At 64.3% G+C, this 15626-nt stretch carries 19 protein-coding genes; 8 read left to right on the top strand and 11 right to left on the bottom strand.

Features of this window, described 5'->3' with window-relative positions; genetic code table 11:
- Nucleotides 1–29: 29 nt before the first annotated feature.
- From atpE to H9K76_RS00960, 3 genes are read right to left on the bottom strand one after another with little or no spacing between them, the layout of a single operon-like run.
- The gene (gene atpE / locus H9K76_RS00970; RefSeq protein ID WP_011803767.1) at nt 30–278 is read right to left on the bottom strand and encodes a F0F1 ATP synthase subunit C; all 249 of its coding nucleotides are present in this window, start codon (nt 276–278) and stop codon (nt 30–32) included.
- 54 nt (nt 279–332) lie between these two features.
- The gene (atpB, locus tag H9K76_RS00965; protein WP_187597757.1) at nt 333–1196 is read right to left on the bottom strand and encodes a F0F1 ATP synthase subunit A; all 864 of its coding nucleotides are present in this window, start codon (nt 1194–1196) and stop codon (nt 333–335) included.
- 23 nt (nt 1197–1219) lie between these two features.
- Nucleotides 1220–1687 carry an ATP synthase subunit I gene (locus H9K76_RS00960; protein WP_187597756.1) on the bottom strand — a complete coding sequence of 156 codons (468 nt, stop codon included), beginning with the start codon at nt 1685–1687 and terminating at the stop codon, nt 1220–1222.
- A gap of 277 nt (nt 1688–1964) precedes the next feature.
- Between H9K76_RS00960 and H9K76_RS00955 the strand changes: the two genes are divergently transcribed.
- The 3 genes from H9K76_RS00955 to lipA are packed head-to-tail and all read left to right on the top strand — an operon-like array spanning nt 1965 to nt 3960.
- Complete coding sequence (locus H9K76_RS00955) at nt 1965–2261, top strand: HP0495 family protein (RefSeq protein WP_187597755.1); 297 nt, start codon at nt 1965–1967, stop codon at nt 2259–2261.
- A 14-nt stretch (nt 2262–2275) separates the two neighbouring features.
- Nucleotides 2276–2962 (top strand): lipoyl(octanoyl) transferase LipB, encoded by a 687-nt coding sequence (gene lipB, locus H9K76_RS00950; protein WP_187597754.1) that lies wholly within the window; start codon nt 2276–2278, stop codon nt 2960–2962.
- A gap of 17 nt (nt 2963–2979) precedes the next feature.
- Nucleotides 2980–3960, top strand: a complete 981-nt coding sequence (gene lipA, locus H9K76_RS00945; RefSeq protein ID WP_187597753.1) for a lipoyl synthase — start codon at nt 2980–2982, stop codon at nt 3958–3960.
- Nucleotides 3961–4066: 106 nt separating this feature from the next.
- On the opposite strand, the gene norR is transcribed toward lipA, so the two are convergent.
- On the bottom strand, nt 4067–5707 hold the full coding sequence (norR, locus tag H9K76_RS00940; protein ID WP_223196268.1) for a nitric oxide reductase transcriptional regulator NorR: 1641 nt from the start codon (nt 5705–5707) through the stop codon (nt 4067–4069).
- 157 nt (nt 5708–5864) lie between these two features.
- Here norR and hmpA point away from each other — a divergent pair, with 157 nt between their 5' ends.
- Nucleotides 5865–7043: an NO-inducible flavohemoprotein gene (hmpA, locus tag H9K76_RS00935; protein ID WP_187597751.1), complete on the top strand. Its 1179-nt coding sequence runs from the start codon at nt 5865–5867 to the stop codon at nt 7041–7043.
- A gap of 42 nt (nt 7044–7085) precedes the next feature.
- Here the strand turns inward: hmpA and ptsP are convergent, their stop codons facing one another.
- The 4 genes from ptsP to H9K76_RS00915 form a co-directional block, all read right to left on the bottom strand.
- Nucleotides 7086–8846: a phosphoenolpyruvate--protein phosphotransferase gene (gene ptsP, locus H9K76_RS00930; protein WP_187597750.1), complete on the bottom strand. Its 1761-nt coding sequence runs from the start codon at nt 8844–8846 to the stop codon at nt 7086–7088.
- A 97-nt stretch (nt 8847–8943) separates the two neighbouring features.
- Nucleotides 8944–9213: an HPr family phosphocarrier protein gene (locus H9K76_RS00925; protein ID WP_187597749.1), complete on the bottom strand. Its 270-nt coding sequence runs from the start codon at nt 9211–9213 to the stop codon at nt 8944–8946.
- Nucleotides 9182–9634, bottom strand: a complete 453-nt coding sequence (locus H9K76_RS00920; protein ID WP_187597748.1) for a PTS sugar transporter subunit IIA — start codon at nt 9632–9634, stop codon at nt 9182–9184. Before H9K76_RS00920 ends, H9K76_RS00925 begins: the two co-directional genes overlap by 32 nt.
- Before the next feature lie 135 nt (nt 9635–9769).
- A complete protein-coding gene (locus H9K76_RS00915; RefSeq protein WP_187597747.1) occupies nt 9770–10342 on the bottom strand; it encodes a hypothetical protein in 573 nt (190 codons plus the stop codon).
- A 119-nt stretch (nt 10343–10461) separates the two neighbouring features.
- On the opposite strand from H9K76_RS00915, the gene H9K76_RS00910 reads away from it, so the two are divergent.
- Complete coding sequence (locus H9K76_RS00910) at nt 10462–10965, top strand: TlpA disulfide reductase family protein (RefSeq protein WP_187597746.1); 504 nt, start codon at nt 10462–10464, stop codon at nt 10963–10965.
- 114 nt (nt 10966–11079) lie between these two features.
- Here the strand turns inward: H9K76_RS00910 and H9K76_RS00905 are convergent, their stop codons facing one another.
- Nucleotides 11080–11541, bottom strand: a complete 462-nt coding sequence (locus tag H9K76_RS00905; protein ID WP_187597745.1) for a c-type cytochrome — start codon at nt 11539–11541, stop codon at nt 11080–11082.
- A gap of 192 nt (nt 11542–11733) precedes the next feature.
- Between H9K76_RS00905 and H9K76_RS00900 the strand changes: the two genes are divergently transcribed.
- Nucleotides 11734–12390, top strand: a complete 657-nt coding sequence (locus H9K76_RS00900) for a cytochrome b/b6 domain-containing protein (RefSeq protein ID WP_187597744.1) — start codon at nt 11734–11736, stop codon at nt 12388–12390.
- A 178-nt stretch (nt 12391–12568) separates the two neighbouring features.
- The gene (locus H9K76_RS00895; RefSeq protein WP_187600389.1) at nt 12569–13012 is read left to right on the top strand and encodes a GNAT family N-acetyltransferase; all 444 of its coding nucleotides are present in this window, start codon (nt 12569–12571) and stop codon (nt 13010–13012) included.
- Here H9K76_RS00895 and H9K76_RS00890 read toward each other — a convergent pair.
- Nucleotides 12988–13914 carry a DMT family transporter gene (locus H9K76_RS00890; protein ID WP_187597743.1) on the bottom strand — a complete coding sequence of 309 codons (927 nt, stop codon included), beginning with the start codon at nt 13912–13914 and terminating at the stop codon, nt 12988–12990. The two genes, H9K76_RS00895 and H9K76_RS00890, sit on opposite strands and share 25 nt — an antisense overlap.
- A gap of 104 nt (nt 13915–14018) precedes the next feature.
- On the opposite strand from H9K76_RS00890, the gene gcvA reads away from it, so the two are divergent.
- Nucleotides 14019–14915: a transcriptional regulator GcvA gene (gene gcvA, locus H9K76_RS00885; RefSeq protein WP_187597742.1), complete on the top strand. Its 897-nt coding sequence runs from the start codon at nt 14019–14021 to the stop codon at nt 14913–14915.
- A gap of 75 nt (nt 14916–14990) precedes the next feature.
- Here gcvA and H9K76_RS00880 read toward each other — a convergent pair whose 3' ends face one another.
- Nucleotides 14991–15497 (bottom strand): peroxiredoxin, encoded by a 507-nt coding sequence (locus tag H9K76_RS00880; protein ID WP_187597741.1) that lies wholly within the window; start codon nt 15495–15497, stop codon nt 14991–14993.
- Between the last annotated feature and the right edge of the window lie 129 nt (nt 15498–15626).

Below are 15626 nucleotides of genomic sequence, written 5' to 3'. Positions count from 1 at the left end.
ACCTTTCTATCTAGGGCGTTGATCGGAGCTTAGGCCAGAACGAAGGGGTTGGCGAAAGCGAACAGCAGGGCGATAGCAACACCGATCAGGAACGCAGCGTCGATCAGACCGGCCAAGATGAACATCTTGGTTTGCAGTTCGTTGATCAGTTCAGGCTGGCGTGCCGACGATTCCAGGAACTTGCCACCCATCAGTGCAATACCGATCGAAGCGCCGATAGCGCCGAGACCCACGATCAGACCACAAGCCAGAGCGACGAGACCGAGAATGTTTTCCATGATGACTCCTAGGGGGAAAGAAAGAAAAGTTAAGAAAGAAAGGAAAGGAAAGGATCAGTGAGCTTCATGAGCCTGGCCGAGGTAAATCAGCGTCAGCATCATGAAAATGAAGGCCTGCAGGGTGATGATCAGAATGTGGAAGATCGCCCAGATAGAGCCTGCAATGATGTGCCCCACGGGGAGCAACACACCAGAGAGCGACATAGCGGCTGCGCCACCCATCAGGGCAATCAGCATGAACACCAACTCACCAGCGTACATGTTGCCGAACAGTCGCATGCCATGCGACACGGTCTTGGCAACGTATTCAATGATCTGCATGAGCAGATTGACCACGCCGAGGATCACGGCGAAGACAGGATTCTTGCTGGTGCCGAACGGAGCAGTCACCAGTTCGTGCGCCCAGCCGCCCATGCCCTTGATCTTGATGCTGTAGATGAAGCACAGGATCAGCACGGCCGAGGACAGGCCCAGCGTGGTGGAGAGGTCGGCCGTCGGCACGACGCGCAGGTAGGCGTGGTGATCGCCGGTGGCTCCTTGCCACAGCACAGGCAGCAGGTCGACCGGCAGCAGGTCCATCGCGTTCATCAGGAAGATCCAGACGAACACGGTGAGCGCCAGAGGAGCAATGAACTTGCGCGACTGTGCGTTGTGGATGTTGGCCTTGGCCTGGTTGTCGACCATCTCGACCATCATTTCCACTGCGGCCTGGAAGCGACCGGGCACGCCCGACGTCGCCTTGCGGGCTGCAAGCCAGAAGAGGAACAAAAACACGACACCCAGAATCACACTGACTGCAACGGAATCCAGATTCACCACCGAGAAGTCGATGATGGACTTCTGCTTGATGTTTTGGAGATGCTGCAAGTGGTGAACGATGTATTCACTTGCTGTTGGTGCATTTGCGTCTGCGGCCATCGGACAACTCTTCTCTCAATTAATCAATCAGTTCGTGTACGGGGGCGCAACAACAATGCGACCCAGTACGCCTTCATAGTGACAACCATGCCTGCCAGCAAAGCCAGCCAGCTCACTTCCGGCACGATCCGGGGTGCAGCCGCCAGCATGGCCACCGTCAACAAAATCTTGACCAGTTCCCAACCGAAGAGACCGACCATGGCGCCGCCCACGGAACCCCGTCCGCGCGCCACACCTCTGGCAAAGACCAGGGAGGGGATCACCACGGACAACGCTCCGTATGCCACCGAATACGCGACCTGCGCCTTCGAGGACACCAGCCATGCCACCAGCACGGCAACCAAACCCACCAGCACCTGAGCCACGACGATCCTCCAGATGGAGAACGTCCCGTGCCTCTTGCGCCACTCCAGCGCTTCTTGCGCGGTCAGGGGCTTGAAATCGGAATCTTCAACCTCAGTTTCAGTCTCGGGCGTCATGTTTTTCTTCATATGGCGACGTCCCTGTAACAGACCAAAACTTTACAAAGCTCTTGATTATAAATAGAAACCCGGACGGGTCGATAGGGTCCGCCTTGTTTCTTACATTCTCGGGAGGCTGCCGCATGCACTGTCGCCGCGAACCAACGACCGGTCTCACCAGTCAACACGGTGCTTGCCAAACCGCCGCAATCCTGTCTTTACAGGGCGCCCGGCGTGGCACTTGTGATTCTGCACAGAGCCCTTACATGATGGTGACACTCCATTCAACAGCAGCGAGTACACCACCATGACCACAGAGACCACCACGCAAACCCCTGATCCACGCAAGGAATCCCTGATCGAATACCCGTCGAAGTTCCCCATCAAGGTCATGGGCGACGACGTGGAGGGCTTCGTGCATGCGGTCACCCAGGTGGCGGAGCGCTTCGATCCCACGTTCGATGCAGCCACGATCGAATTGCGCAAGAGCTCGGGCGGCAAGTACCTTGGCGTGACGATCACCGTGCTGGCCACCAGCCGCGAGCAGCTGGACGACCTCTACCGCGCGCTCACATCCCACCCCATGGTCAAGGTCGTGCTGTAAGGCCTGGCGTGACCATGCAGGTTCGCCAACTCGGGCGGGTCGACTACGTCGACACCGCCCTTTCCATGCAGCGCTTCACTGAGGCACGCACTCCCGAAACCGCCGATGAGCTCTGGCTGTGCGAGCACGATGCCGTGTTCACACAGGGCATCGCGGGCGATGCCGAGCACCTGCTTGCACCGGGACCGATCCCCATCGTGCAGACCAACCGCGGCGGGCAGGTGACCTACCACGGACCAGGCCAGGTGGTGGCCTATCCGCTCATCGACCTGCGCCGCGCGGGCTACTTCGTGAAGGAGTATGTCTACCGCCTCGAGGAGGCCGCCATCCGCACGCTGGCGCATTTCGGCGTGGTCGGCCATCGCGTCGCCCATGCGCCCGGCGTGTACGTGCGCCTCGATGATCCGCACAGCCATGCCCTGCTCGCCCAACGCCCGCAAAAGGGTCTTGCCAAGGACGATGCGCAGGACTTCACGGGACTTGGGAAAATCGCCGCCCTGGGCATCAAGGTCTCGCGGCACTGCACCTACCATGGCGTGGCGCTCAATGTGAACATGGATCTGGAGCCCTATTCCCGAATCAACCCGTGCGGCTATGCCGGGCTGAGAACGGTCGATCTTTCTACAATGGGCGTCAACATCACCAGTGACGAGGCGGCGGAAGTTCTTGCCGGGCAACTGCAACGCCGCCTTGCACCCTGACACAAAGTCGAGCAGATATGAGCACTCCTGAAGTCGTGCGCGAAGCGCAATCGGCAGAAGCCTACAACCCGCTGGCCAAGCAGAAGGCCGCGGCCAAGCTCTCGCGCATCCCCATCAAGGTCGAGCAGGGCGAAGTCCTGAAGAAGCCCGAGTGGATCCGCGTGAAGGCAGGCAGCCCCACCACGCGCTTCTACGAAATCAAGGACATCCTGCGCGAGAACAAGCTGCACACGGTGTGCGAGGAAGCCTCCTGCCCCAACATCGGCGAATGCTTCGGCAAGGGCACGGCCACGTTCATGATCATGGGCGACAAGTGCACGCGCCGCTGCCCATTCTGCGACGTGGGCCACGGCCGCCCCGACCCGCTCGACGTCAACGAGCCGCTGAACCTGGCCAAGACCATCGCGCAGCTGCGCCTGAAGTACGTGGTGATCACCAGCGTGGACCGCGACGACCTGCGCGACGGCGGCTCGGGCCACTTCGTGGAGTGCATCCGGAACATCCGCGAGCTCTCGCCGCAGACGCAGATCGAGATCCTCGTCCCGGATTTCCGTGGCCGCGACGACCGCGCCCTCGAAATCCTCAAGGCCGCGCCACCCGACGTGATGAACCACAACCTCGAAACCGCACCGCGCCTGTACAAGGAAGCGCGCCCCGGTTCGGACTACCAGTTCTCGCTGAACCTGCTCAAGAAGTTCAAGGCACTGCACCCCAGCGTGCCAACCAAGAGCGGCATCATGGTGGGCCTGGGCGAGACGGACGAGGAGATCCTGCAGGTGATGCGCGACATGCGCGAGCACAACATCGACATGCTCACCATCGGCCAGTACCTCGCCCCGTCCAACAGCCATCTGCCCGTGCGTCGCTACGTGCACCCCGACACCTTCAAGATGTTCGAGGAAGAGGCCTACAAGATGGGCTTCACCCACGCCGCGGTGGGCGCGATGGTGCGTTCGAGCTACCACGCCGACCAGCAGGCGCACGCTGCGGGCGTCTGACCCGTCTCCAGCCTGCCCTTCACAGAAACCGCGCCCGATCGGCGCGGTTTTTTATGGGCAGACGACTGACACACGATGAAGAACGCCCCCTGCATAGGGCGTCATTTCATGGCTTCCGTGGGGCCTGGACCCCCAGGCGACGCGCGAGTCGCTGCAGGTTCGCGCGATCAAGTTGCAGCTCGCGCGCGGATGCCGCCCAGCTCGCGCCGTTGCGTGCAAGGCTTTGTTCGATCAGTTGGCGCTCGTACTGCTCCACGGCTGCGCGCAGGCCGAGCGCTGGCACATCGACCGCCATCGGCGATGCAGGCACGCGCCCCGGAACGTCGCTTTGGATTGCGGCTTGCGCGCCCGAAATGGCCGCAGCACCCGGCTGTTCGTCATCCCACAAGTCCTGAACGCGCAGCGTCAGCATGCGCGGGCGATGAGGGGACACACCGCTTCGCGCTGCACCGGCCGGCGCACGGCTCAATGCCTTGAGCACCGCGCGGCTGATCCGGTGCTCCAGCTCGCGTACGTTGCCCGGCCAGGCATGCTGCAGCAGCGCGGCCTGCGCATCCGCATCCAGCCGCAGGCCGCCCAGAGCAAGCCTCGAACGGTTCTCCTCCAGGAAGAAGCCCGCGATCTGCAGCACATCGCTGTCACGCTCGCGAAGCGCCGGCACATGCAGCGGATAGACGCTCAGGCGGTGGTAGAAATCGGCGCGCATGCGTCCGGCCTCGACCTCCGCCACGAGATCGCGATTCGTCGCAGCGATCACCCGCACGTCGACGTGGTGCCCACGGTCCGAGCCCAGACGCTGCAGTTCGCCGCTTTGCAGCACCCGCAGCAGCTTGGCCTGTACGGCCAGCGACAGCTCGCCGACTTCATCGAGGAACAGCGTCCCCAGATGCGCCTGCTCGAACTTGCCGCGCCGCTCGGAGAGCGCTCCGGTGAACGCGCCGCGCACGTGGCCGAAGAGCTCGCTCTCAACCAGGTTGTCCGGCAGTGCGGCGCAATTGAGGCTCACGAGCGGCCTGCCCGCACGCGCCGAGCGCGCATGCACGGCCTGCGCCACCAGCTCCTTGCCCACACCGGTGTCCCCCGTGATCAGCACGGTGAGGTCGCTTTGCGCCACCAGCGCGATGTCGGCCTTGAGTTTCTGCATGACCGGGCTTTGCCCCACCATGCTGCGCGGCGCCGACTCGGCCTCGCGGGCCGCGCTCCCGCCTCCATCCGCACGGGCCGCGGAGCGCGCCAGCCCGCTCACGCGCTCCGCGGTGGTCACGGTGGCCGCGGCGAGATTGCTGAAGGCCTGGAGCACGGCGAGCGCATGCGGACCGGACAGACGCCCCTGCGTCAGCGAATCGAGCGTGAGCAGCCCCCAGGTGGCCCCTCCCACCTGCAGCACGCAGCCCATGCAGTCGTGCACGTGCAGCGCTCCTTGAGGCGCCTGCACGAGACCATCGTAGGGATCGGGCAGCGTGCTGTCGGGGGCAAAACGCATGGCCTGGCCCGCCGCCATCAACTGCGCGAGCCGTGGATGCTCCGCAATGCGAAAACGCCGGCCAAGCGCATCGGGGACCAGTCCGTCGATCGCCAGCGGTCGCAGCCATTCCCCGTCCTCCAGCCGGAGCAGCGCGGCCGCATCGGCCGGGAGCACGGTCCGTAGCGCCGCGAGCAGTCGGCGCAGGCGCTCTCGCTCGGGAAGCTCCTCTGCCAGATCGGCGACCAGGGGAATCAGTGCATGGAGGGTGGCGGAAATTGTCAATTTGACTCCATAAGCAGTCATAAAGACGCTAATTGATCGATGTCATATTGACCCACATTCTTGCAAACCCTTGTCGCTCAATGGCATTGGCAATGGCACAGGGCTTGCGTTGAGGGGGGCAGCCACTTTTCATGCGTACCCAAGGAGTCCATTTCAGATGTTGACCGAATCCCAGAAAGCCATCGTCCGTTCCACCGTCCCGCTGCTCGAAACCGGAGGCGAGGCCCTGACCACCCACTTCTACCGGATCATGCTGAGCGAGCACCCCGAAGTGCGGCCGCTGTTCAACTCGGCCCACCAGCAGACCGGTGCCCAGCCCCGGGCGCTCGCGCACAGCGTGCTCATGTACGCCAAGCACATCGACCGCCTCGAGGCACTGGGCGACCTCCCTGCACAGATCATCAACAAGCACGTGGCTCTGCAGGTGCAGCCCGGGCACTATCCCATCGTCGGGGCCTGCCTGCTGCGCGCGATCCGCGAGGTGCTGGGGGCGGAGATCGCCACCGATGAAGTGATTGCCGCCTGGGGCGCCGCCTACCAGCAGCTGGCCGACATCCTGATCGGTGCCGAAGCCCAGGCCTACGACCGCAACGCCGGCGTTCCCGGCGGCTGGCGCGGCGAACGCGCATTCATCGTGCAGATGAAGGTCGAGGAAAGCAGCGAGATCACCTCGTTCCACCTCGTGCCCGCGGACGGCGGCGCGGTGATGGCGCATGAGCCGGGCCAGTACCTGGGCCTGCGCCTCATCATCGACGGCGAGGAGCAACGCCGCAACTACTCGATCTCCGCACCAAGCAACGGCCGGAGCCTGCGCATCAGCGTCAAGCGCGAGCCCGGGGGCAAGGCCTCCAACCATCTGCACGATGCGGTGCACGAAGGCGACACGCTGCAGGTGTTCCCGCCCGCCGGCAACTTCACGCTCCGGCAGGGCGACAGGCCACTGGTGCTGATCAGCGGCGGCGTGGGCATCACCCCCACGCTGCCGATGCTGCAGGCGGCACTGCAGGGCGAGCGCGAGGTCACGTTCATCCATTGCGCCCGCGAACGCGGCGTGCATGCGTTCCGCGAGCAGATCGACACGCTGGCCCGGCAACATCCGCAGCTCACGCGCCGCTATTGCTATGACCGCGCCACGCCGGCCGACGCCGTGGATGCCGAGGGCCTGCTGACCGCCGAGCAGCTCGGCGAATGGCTGCCCGCATCACGCGACGCCGACGTGTACTTCCTCGGCCCGCGCGGTTTCATGCGCTCGGTGAAGCAATCGCTCGCGCAGCTGGGCGTGCCGCAGGAGCAGGTGCACTACGAATTCTTCGGACCTGCCGAAGCACTCGCCTGAGAGCGTGTTGGCGACCCGGGCGCGAAGGGGTGCCCGTGGCCCTCAGGCCGGGGCCACGGGTGCCAGCGGTTCGTCCGATGCGAGAATCGACTGCGACCACTCGCACAGCTTGCGGGTGTCCGAGCGCAGGATCTCCTGCTTGACCGCGAGAATCTGCGCGGGGTGCATCGAGAAGGAGCGCAGGCCGAAGCCCAGCAGCAGGCGCGTCATCGTGACATCGCCACCCATCTCGCCGCACACGCAGACCTCCTTGCCGGCCTCGTTGGCCGCGCGGATCACGTCGGCCACCAGGCGCAGCACAGCCGGGTGCATCGGATCGAAGAGGTGGGCCACCGCCTCGTCCGCACGGTCGATCGCCAGCGTGTATTGCACCAGGTCATTGGTGCCGATCGAGACGAAATCGAAGTGCTTCAGGAAGCTGCGGATCATCAGCGCCGCGGCCGGCACCTCGATCATCGCGCCCAGCCGCAGATCGCCATATGCCTCGCCACGCGCATCGAGCTCCGCACGCGCGAGGTCGAGCTGCGCCAGGGTCTGGCGGATCTCGCCGATGCTCGAGAGCATCGGAAAAAGCAGGTTCACCTTGCCATGCAGCGCTGCACGCAGCACCGCGCGCAGCTGCGTGCGGAACATGGACGTGTCGGCCAGGCTCCAGCGGATCGCGCGCAGGCCGAGCGCCGGATTCAGCGAGCCGCCATCCCGATGCCCCTTGTCGAGCGGCTTGTCGTTGCCAATGTCGATGGTGCGCAGCGTGACCGGCAGGCCGCTCATGCGCTCCAGCGCCTCGCGGTAGACGGCATACTGCTCGTCCTCGTCGGGCAGCTTCGCGCCGCGCCCCATGAACAGGAATTCGGTGCGGAACAGGCCTACGCCCACGGCGCCGGCATGCACCGCGCCATCGCAATCGTCGGGGCGCTCGATGTTGGCCATGAGCTCGATCGACTGGCCGTCGAGCGTCACTGCGGGCGTGTGGCGCAGGCGCGAGAGCCTCTCACGCTCCAGCGACACCTGGCGGCGGCGGAAGCTGTACTCCTCCAGCACGATCGAGGACGGGTTGACGATGACGATGCCCGCATCGCCATCGATCACCACCCAGTCGTCCTGCCGCACCAGCAGACTGGAGCTGCGTGCGCCGACGACAGCAGGAATGTCCATGCTGCGCGCAACGATGGCGGTGTGCGATGTCTTGCCGCCGACGTCGGTCACGAAGCCTGCGAACAGGCTGGTCTTGAACTGCAGCATGTCGGCGGGGGAGAGATCGTTGGCGATCAGCACCAGAGGGTCCTCGGTGAGCTCCTCGCCCAGGCCGGGCAGCATGCCCTGCGCACGCTTGGGGCTCGCCGGCGGTGCGACGGGGCTGGCGACACCACGCATGTATCGCAGCACGCGCTCGACCACCTGCTCGAGGTCGGCCTTGCGCTCGCGCAGGTACTCGTCCTCCATCTCGTCGAATTGCCGCGAGACAAGTTCAAGCTGGGTGGTGAGGGCCCATTCCGCGTTGTACAGGCGCTCGGAAATCCAGCGCTTGACGCCGTTCTCCAGCAACTCGTCCTGCAGCAGCATCAGGTGCACGTCCAGCAACGCGGCCAGCTCGTGCGGCACATCGGCAGGCAGCTCTTCCTGCATGCGCCGCAGTTCCTCGACCACGGCGTCGCGCCCTGCCCGCAGGCGCTTGATCTCTGGAACGACCTGCTCCGGCTCGATGAAATAGTGCACCACCTCCATGCGACTGGAGGCAGCGATCACCGCGCGGCCAATGGCAATTCCTGGAGCCACAGCCAATCCATGTATCGCGAATGTCATGGTCGTCGAGTCTCCGTTCTCTGCATCGCCGCACCTGCGCGGCCCTCTGCAGCATCATTTCTTCAATCGAATGGCGCGTCCGCGTGCGTGCAGACCGTCACTCTCCCTCGCCAAACTTGCCGTCGATCAGGGCGACCAGCGCCTCCATCGACTGCTCTTCCTGCTCGCCATCGGTCTCCAGCTCGATCTCGGTGCCGATGCCTGCCGCGAGCATCATGACGCCCATGATGCTCTTGGCGTTCACCCGGCGTTCGCCACGCGTGATCCACACATCGCAAGGGCAGCTGCCGGCCAGCTTGGTCAACTTCGCGGATGCGCGTGCATGCAGTCCCAGCTTATTGCTGATGATGATTTTTTTCTTGATCATGAGATGAACAGGTCATTCGAATCTGATTTTGAGGTGCCGTCGGTGCCACCTGCATCACGCCCTGCGTTCCTCCGACCAGGGCGCGCGACATCAACGACTCCAGTTCCTCCCGCCGATAGCACACCGCCCGCAGCAACATGGGCAGGTTCGCGCCGCACAGCAGCCGCGAGCGTGTTCCGTCCGCGATGCGCTGCGCCACATTGCAGGGGGTCGCGCCGAACACGTCGGTGATCAGCAGCACCTGTCCGGGCTGCTGGTCGAGCAGAGCCTGCGCGGCGGCCTGGGTGGCCTCGGGCGGCTCGTCGGCCGGAACATCGAGTGCCAGCACCTCATCCCGGCATTCGGGGAACACGTGCAGTGCGCATTCGCGCAGCGCGCCGGCCAGGGGTGCATGGGCAATGATGAGGATGTGCGTGTTCATGGCGGAAGGGAATATGGATCACATTATGGCGTCAGGCCAGTCAGCCGATGGTGCGCGCGGGAAAATGGCCGGCGCCGCGCCATGCCCCTTCCCTGGAAGCCTGGGGTTTTCATGGAGCTTGCAAGAGGCCCCGCGCTACTGCAGCGTGATGGACTCCAGGAAGCTGTCGGCCAGGGCATCATTGCGCTTGTCTGCATGCACCACCGCATGCACGAGCTGGATCACCGGCCCGTTGATGCGGGCAAACCAGACGGCATCGACCTGCAGCTTGCGGCCATCGGGCGCCCTGCCCTCCTCCTTCATGCGCACCGATTGCGGCAGATTGAGCGCGCCCTTGCGCACGAAGGGCTGCTCCGAGGGCGCCGTCCCGGGCACCACGGGAGGCAACTGCAGCTGGGAGCGTACCGCGTCATGCCAGAGGGCCAGGGTGGGCGCAATCTTCGCGGGGTCCTTGATCTCCATGTAGGACAGCGCAAACAGCCTGCCATGGGCCTCGCATCCGATCATGCCGATATCGACCTTGCCGGGCCCCATGTCCACGCTGCGCTCGCCCTGGTCGGGCTTGCAGGGCAGGGACACGGTCAGGTGCGCCTTCTCCACCGGCACGTTGCGCCAGTTGTAGGCCGGGCTGCAGGCGGACAGCAGCAGGACGGCCGTCATCGCCGCCGCCAGGGAAGAAAGCCTCTCGAACACCGTGTTTTTCTGCATTGCGCCATTATCGGGGAGCGGCCTTGAAGCCTCCCGGCGTGAACTTTTGCCGCATGGGCGGCTCCAACGCAGGCCAGAGCCCGCTTGCGGCACAATGGCGGCTCAGCAGGAAGCATGAAATGAATCTGAAGAAGTGGCTCGCCACCGCCGTTGTCGTGGCATTCGCGGGTGTGGGTGCGTGGGTGTTCCTCGGCACCGGCACATCGCCTGCACCCCAGTCGACCTTCGTGCTGCTCGACGGCACCACCAAGACCACCGAGCAGATGAAGGGCAAGGTCACCCTGGTCAACTTCTGGGCCACCAGCTGCACCACCTGCGTGGCAGAAATGCCTGAAATCATCGCCACGCACGAGAAGTTCAAGGACAAGGGCTTCGACACCCTCGCCATCGCCATGAGCTACGACCCGCCAGCCTATGTCGTGAATTTCGCCGAGTCGCGCAAGCTGCCCTTCAAGGTGGCCATCGACAACACCGGCGCCAATGCCAAGGCCTGGGGCGACGTGCAGCTCACGCCGTCGACCTTCATCGTGAACAAGCAGGGGCAGATCGTGAAGACCTATGTCGGCGCCCCCGATTTCGCCGAATTGCACAAGCTGATCGAGAAGCTGCTGGCGCAGGCCTGATGGCTCCCGCCTCATTGTGAGGCTCCGAATTGAAGAAGGGCCGGCTTCCTCCAGGAAGCCGGCCCTTTTGCCATTCCTGCGCCGTCGGAGCGTGCTCACGCTCCCGGGCAGGAGTTACTTGTTGCGGTAGGCGTCGTGGCAGGACTTGCAGCTGTTGGCCGTCGCGCCAAAGGCAGCCTTCATGCCTTCGAGCGTACCGGTCTTGGTGGCTGCTGCCAGCTTGGCCGACTCGGCCACCAGCTTGTCGGCATGCTCCTTGAACTTCTCGGGCTCCAGCCAGATCTCCTCCTTCGCCTTGGTCGGTGCGCCCTTTTCGGAGCCCGGGCCGAAACCAGCCCATGGCAGCTTGGCCATGTGGGCCACGATATCGGCGTTTTCCTGGGCCGCCTTGGCGTCGAACGGAATCTTGCCCTGTGCCATGGCGCCCAGGCGCGAGAAATGCTGCCCCATCACGAAGAGCGCACCCTGGCGGTACTTGATGGCGTCCTCGGGCTTGGCGAACTGTGCCGACGCGGGCAGGGACAGCAGCGCGCCGGCGGAGAGTGCGACGGCCGTGGCGAGAGCTTTGATTTGCATGGGGCGACCTTTCTTTTCTGAATTGGAATGGAATGCGAAAGCAATAGCGGGCACACCGACCAGATCAAGCCGCGGGCGCGATGCAGGCTCCCACACCGGCCCTGTTGCCCCCTATCATTGATCATTGTGTACGCTTGCAGCCTGAAACGCACGCTGGTTGTGCCTAATTTCCAACCCTGACCTCCTCACGCCATGCAAAACACATCCGTCCGCATCTGGGATCTACCCACGAGACTGTTTCACTGGGTTCTGGCGATCTGCGTCGTCGCGCTGGTGGTGAGCGCCAAGATGAATGCCATGGACTGGCATTTCCGACTGGGCTACGCCACGCTGGCGCTGCTGCTCTTCCGGCTGGTCTGGGGCCTCATGGGCGGCTACTGGTCGCGGTTTGCCCGCCTGTTCTACACACCGTCGCAGATCGCCGACCATGTCAGCGGGCGGAAGGACCACTCCACGGGCCATTCGCCGCTCGGCGCCCTGTCGGTGATCGCGCTGCTGGCCGTGCTGTGCCTGCAGGTGGCCAGCGGGCTGGCGAGCGACGACGAGATCTCCGTATCGGGGCCGCTCACACGTTTCGTCTCGGGCGAGTGGGTCAGCACGGCCACCTGGTGGCATGCCAGCATCGGCCAGTACCTGATCTACGCGCTGGTGGCCCTGCACGTGTTCGCCATCATCGTCTATGCATTGCGCGGCAAGAAGCTGGTGGGCCCGATGATCACGGGAGACAAGCTGCTGCCCCCCGAAACCCGCTCCTCGCGCGACAGCGTCGCAACGCGCCTCTATGCGCTGGTGCTGCTGGCCTGCGCGCTGGGCGTGGCCTGGTGGGTCTCCACCTTAGGGTCATTCTGAAATCGCATCGGGCGTCCATGCGACTACACTGGGTCATCGCCGTTTTGTGCACCGGGCGTGGTGCGCCGGATGTGGCATCGCATGCAACGTCCGGCCGCTGGCCGCTCCCTGCCCTTGATTGCCCGTGGACGACCAATCGCATTCCATCTCTCTGACCACTCCCACGCAGCCCCACGAAATGGAGCAGGTGCGTGAAATCTTCCGCGAGTACGCGGCCACGCTCGACGTGGATCTGTCGTTCCAGGACTTCGACGAGGAACTGGCCACGCTGCCGGGCGAGTATGCCGCCCCGCGCGGCCAGATCCTGCTGGCCCATGTGGACGGCAATCTGGCGGGCTGCTGCGCGCTCAGGCCGCAGGATTCGGTCGACTACACCAATGCGGCCGAAATGAAGCGCCTGTATGTGCGCAAGGCCTTCCGCGGCTTCGGGCTCGGGCGCCTGCTGGCGGAGGGCACGCTCGATGCGGCGCGCCTTTGCGGCTACGCGTGCGTGCTGCTGGACACGCTCGACGGCATGGAATCGGCGCGCGCCCTGTACGCGGATCTCGGTTTCGAGGAAATCCCCCCGTACTATCACAATCCGGTCGCGGGCTCGCACTACCTCAAGGTCGATATCGATTGATCCCCGGCCTTGCGCGTCGGCGCTGACGGGCTCATCACCAGCCTCAGTGCGAGTGCGATCAAGCCACCGCCGAGCACATGCGCCAGGCCCACGGGTTCGCCGAGCACCAGCCACCCCCAGAACACGCCGAACAGCGGGATCAGGAAGGTCACGGTCAATGCCTTGAGGGGCCCCAGGTCCGCAATCAGCCGGAAGTACAGCACATAGGCCCATGAAGTGCACAGCAGCCCGAGCATCAGCCATGCCAACCACACCGGCGCATCGATGGTTCGCAGATCGATGGGATGCCGTATGGCCTCGATCAGGATGAAAGGCAGCAGCACCAGCACCGCGCCCACCTGGCTGCCAAAGGCCACCAGCCGGCTATCGAGGCCGCCGCGCCGGGCGATCCAGCGCTGGGTGAGAAACCCGGCCAGGCCATAGCAACCGGTGGCCACCAGGCAGAATCCCACGCCGAGCGCCGTTGCAGCATTCATCCCGAGCGGCCCGCCGCCCATGAGCACACCCACTCCCACGAGTCCCGCCAGCACGCCGGCCAGCTTTCTCAGCGTGGCCTGTTCGCCAAAGGCCAGCGCACCGATCAGCACGCCCATGAGAGGCGTCGTGGCGTTCAGGATCGCGCTGTAACCGGCCGGGAGAACGCGCGCCGCAAGCGCGTACATCAGGAAAGGTATGCCGGAGTTGATCACTCCCAGCATCATCGTCGCGGGCAGCTTCCCCTGGAACGCGATCCGCATGCGCATGACCAGCACGAGGGCCAGCAGGCCCGCAGCACCGAGCAGCACGCGGCCGAACGCCGTCGGCAGCGCTCCCAGCACCGGTGCGGTGATGCGCAGCAAAAGAAAGCTGCCGCCCCAGAGTGCGGCGAGCACGAGCAATCGGACGAGGCTGGCGATCGGCATGATGAAGGTTTAGCATGGTTGAATCGATGGCGGATTCTTGCGCTCCATCGCCCGCCATTCAAACGATTTGTTTTGAACTCTCGTTTAGCAACGCTCAATCCAGAATGCAGCTTCCACCGCTTGGATCCATCCGCTTCTTCGAAGCCACGGCACGCCTGCTCAGCGTCAAGCTCGCAGCAGAGGAACTGCATGTGACGCCCGGCGCGGTCACCCAGCAGGTTCACAAGCTCGAGGAGTTTCTCGGTTGTGCCCTGTTCGAGCGACGGTCGCGTGCGCTGTCGCTCACCGAGGCCGGGCGCACCTACTTCGCAGCCTGCCAGGAATCGCTGGGCGTGCTGGATCGAGCCACGTCGAAGATCACCGCCTCGCGCCAGGTCATTCTCGTGAGCTGCACGCCGACTTTCGCCGCACAGTGGCTGGTGCCGAGACTTCAGCAGTTCCTCGGCACCGCCCCCGAAGTGGACGTGCATGTGAGCACCACCCACCGCAAGGTCGATCTTGCGCGGGAGGGCGTGCACTTCGCCGTGCGCCATGGACTGGGCAGCTATCCGGGCCTTGTCTCCCGGCTCCTGCTCGACGACGACTTGATCCCGGTGTGCGGCCCTCGCCTGATCGCGCCAAGGCGCTCGGCCGCGCAGGCCGATATCACCAGCGAGCGGCTGCTGCATGACAGCCGCCGCGACGACTGGCAACTCTGGGCACAGGCAGCCGGCATGCATGAACTCGACGCGAATCAGGGCGTGGTGTTTGTCGACTCCAACGCCACCATCGAAGCCGCCGTCGCCGGACACGGCGTGGCGCTGGTGCGGCGCTCGCTGGTGGAGGCGGAGCTGGCCTCGCGCCGTCTCATCGCGATCAAGGCGCCGCCGCTGCGGGCCACACTGGCCTACTACCTCGTCTACCGGGAACAGACACTGGAGCAGCCGGCCATGCAGAAATTCTTCGACTGGATCACATGGCTTGCGTCAACGCACCGACCACGCGCGGACACGGCCCCATGATGGGCCCGGACACTCCGGAAACGAAAACGGCCACGAAAACTCGTGGCCGTCGCGCTCAGAAAGCAGCTATCGGTATCAAGCGGCAGCCTGTTGCAGCATCGTGCCGGCGTCGCTCACTTCGAACTTGCCAGGGCCTTCCACGTTCAGCGTGACCACCTTGCCGTCCTTGACCAGCATGGAGTAGCGGTTGCTGCGCAGGCCCAGGCCCTTGCCGTTGAGGTCCAGCGTCAGGCCCGTGGCCTTGGCGAATGCGGCATCTCCGTCAGCCAGCATGCGCACCTTGCCGTCGGTCTTCTGGTCACGTGCCCAGGCACCCATCACGAACGCGTCGTTCACGGACAGGCACCAGATTTCGTCCACGCCGGCGGCCTTCAGTTCGGCGGCCTTTTCCACGTAACCGGGCACGTGCTTGGCGGAGCAGGTCGGCGTGAACGCGCCCGGCACCGCGAACACGGCAATGGTCTTGCCGGCGCTGGCCTTCTGCACGTCCACGGCGTTCGGGCCGAGGCTGCAGCCATTGCCTTCAACTTCGGAATACTCCATCAGCGTTGCTGCGGGAAGGGTGTCGCCTACTTTGATCATGACTGGTTGCTCCTGTTGAAATCAATAAACCAGCGGCTTTCGGCATTCGTGCCTCTTCCCCTGCAGGGACGAGGAGAAAAAATCGCCAAGGAACGCCGCCCAAAAAGAAAAACGACCCACATTGTGGGT

Source organism: Diaphorobacter ruginosibacter, from assembly GCF_014395975.1.
Lineage (GTDB): Bacteria > Pseudomonadota > Gammaproteobacteria > Burkholderiales > Burkholderiaceae_C > Diaphorobacter_A > Diaphorobacter_A ruginosibacter.
This window is presented reverse-complemented; position numbering and strand designations above follow the sequence as displayed.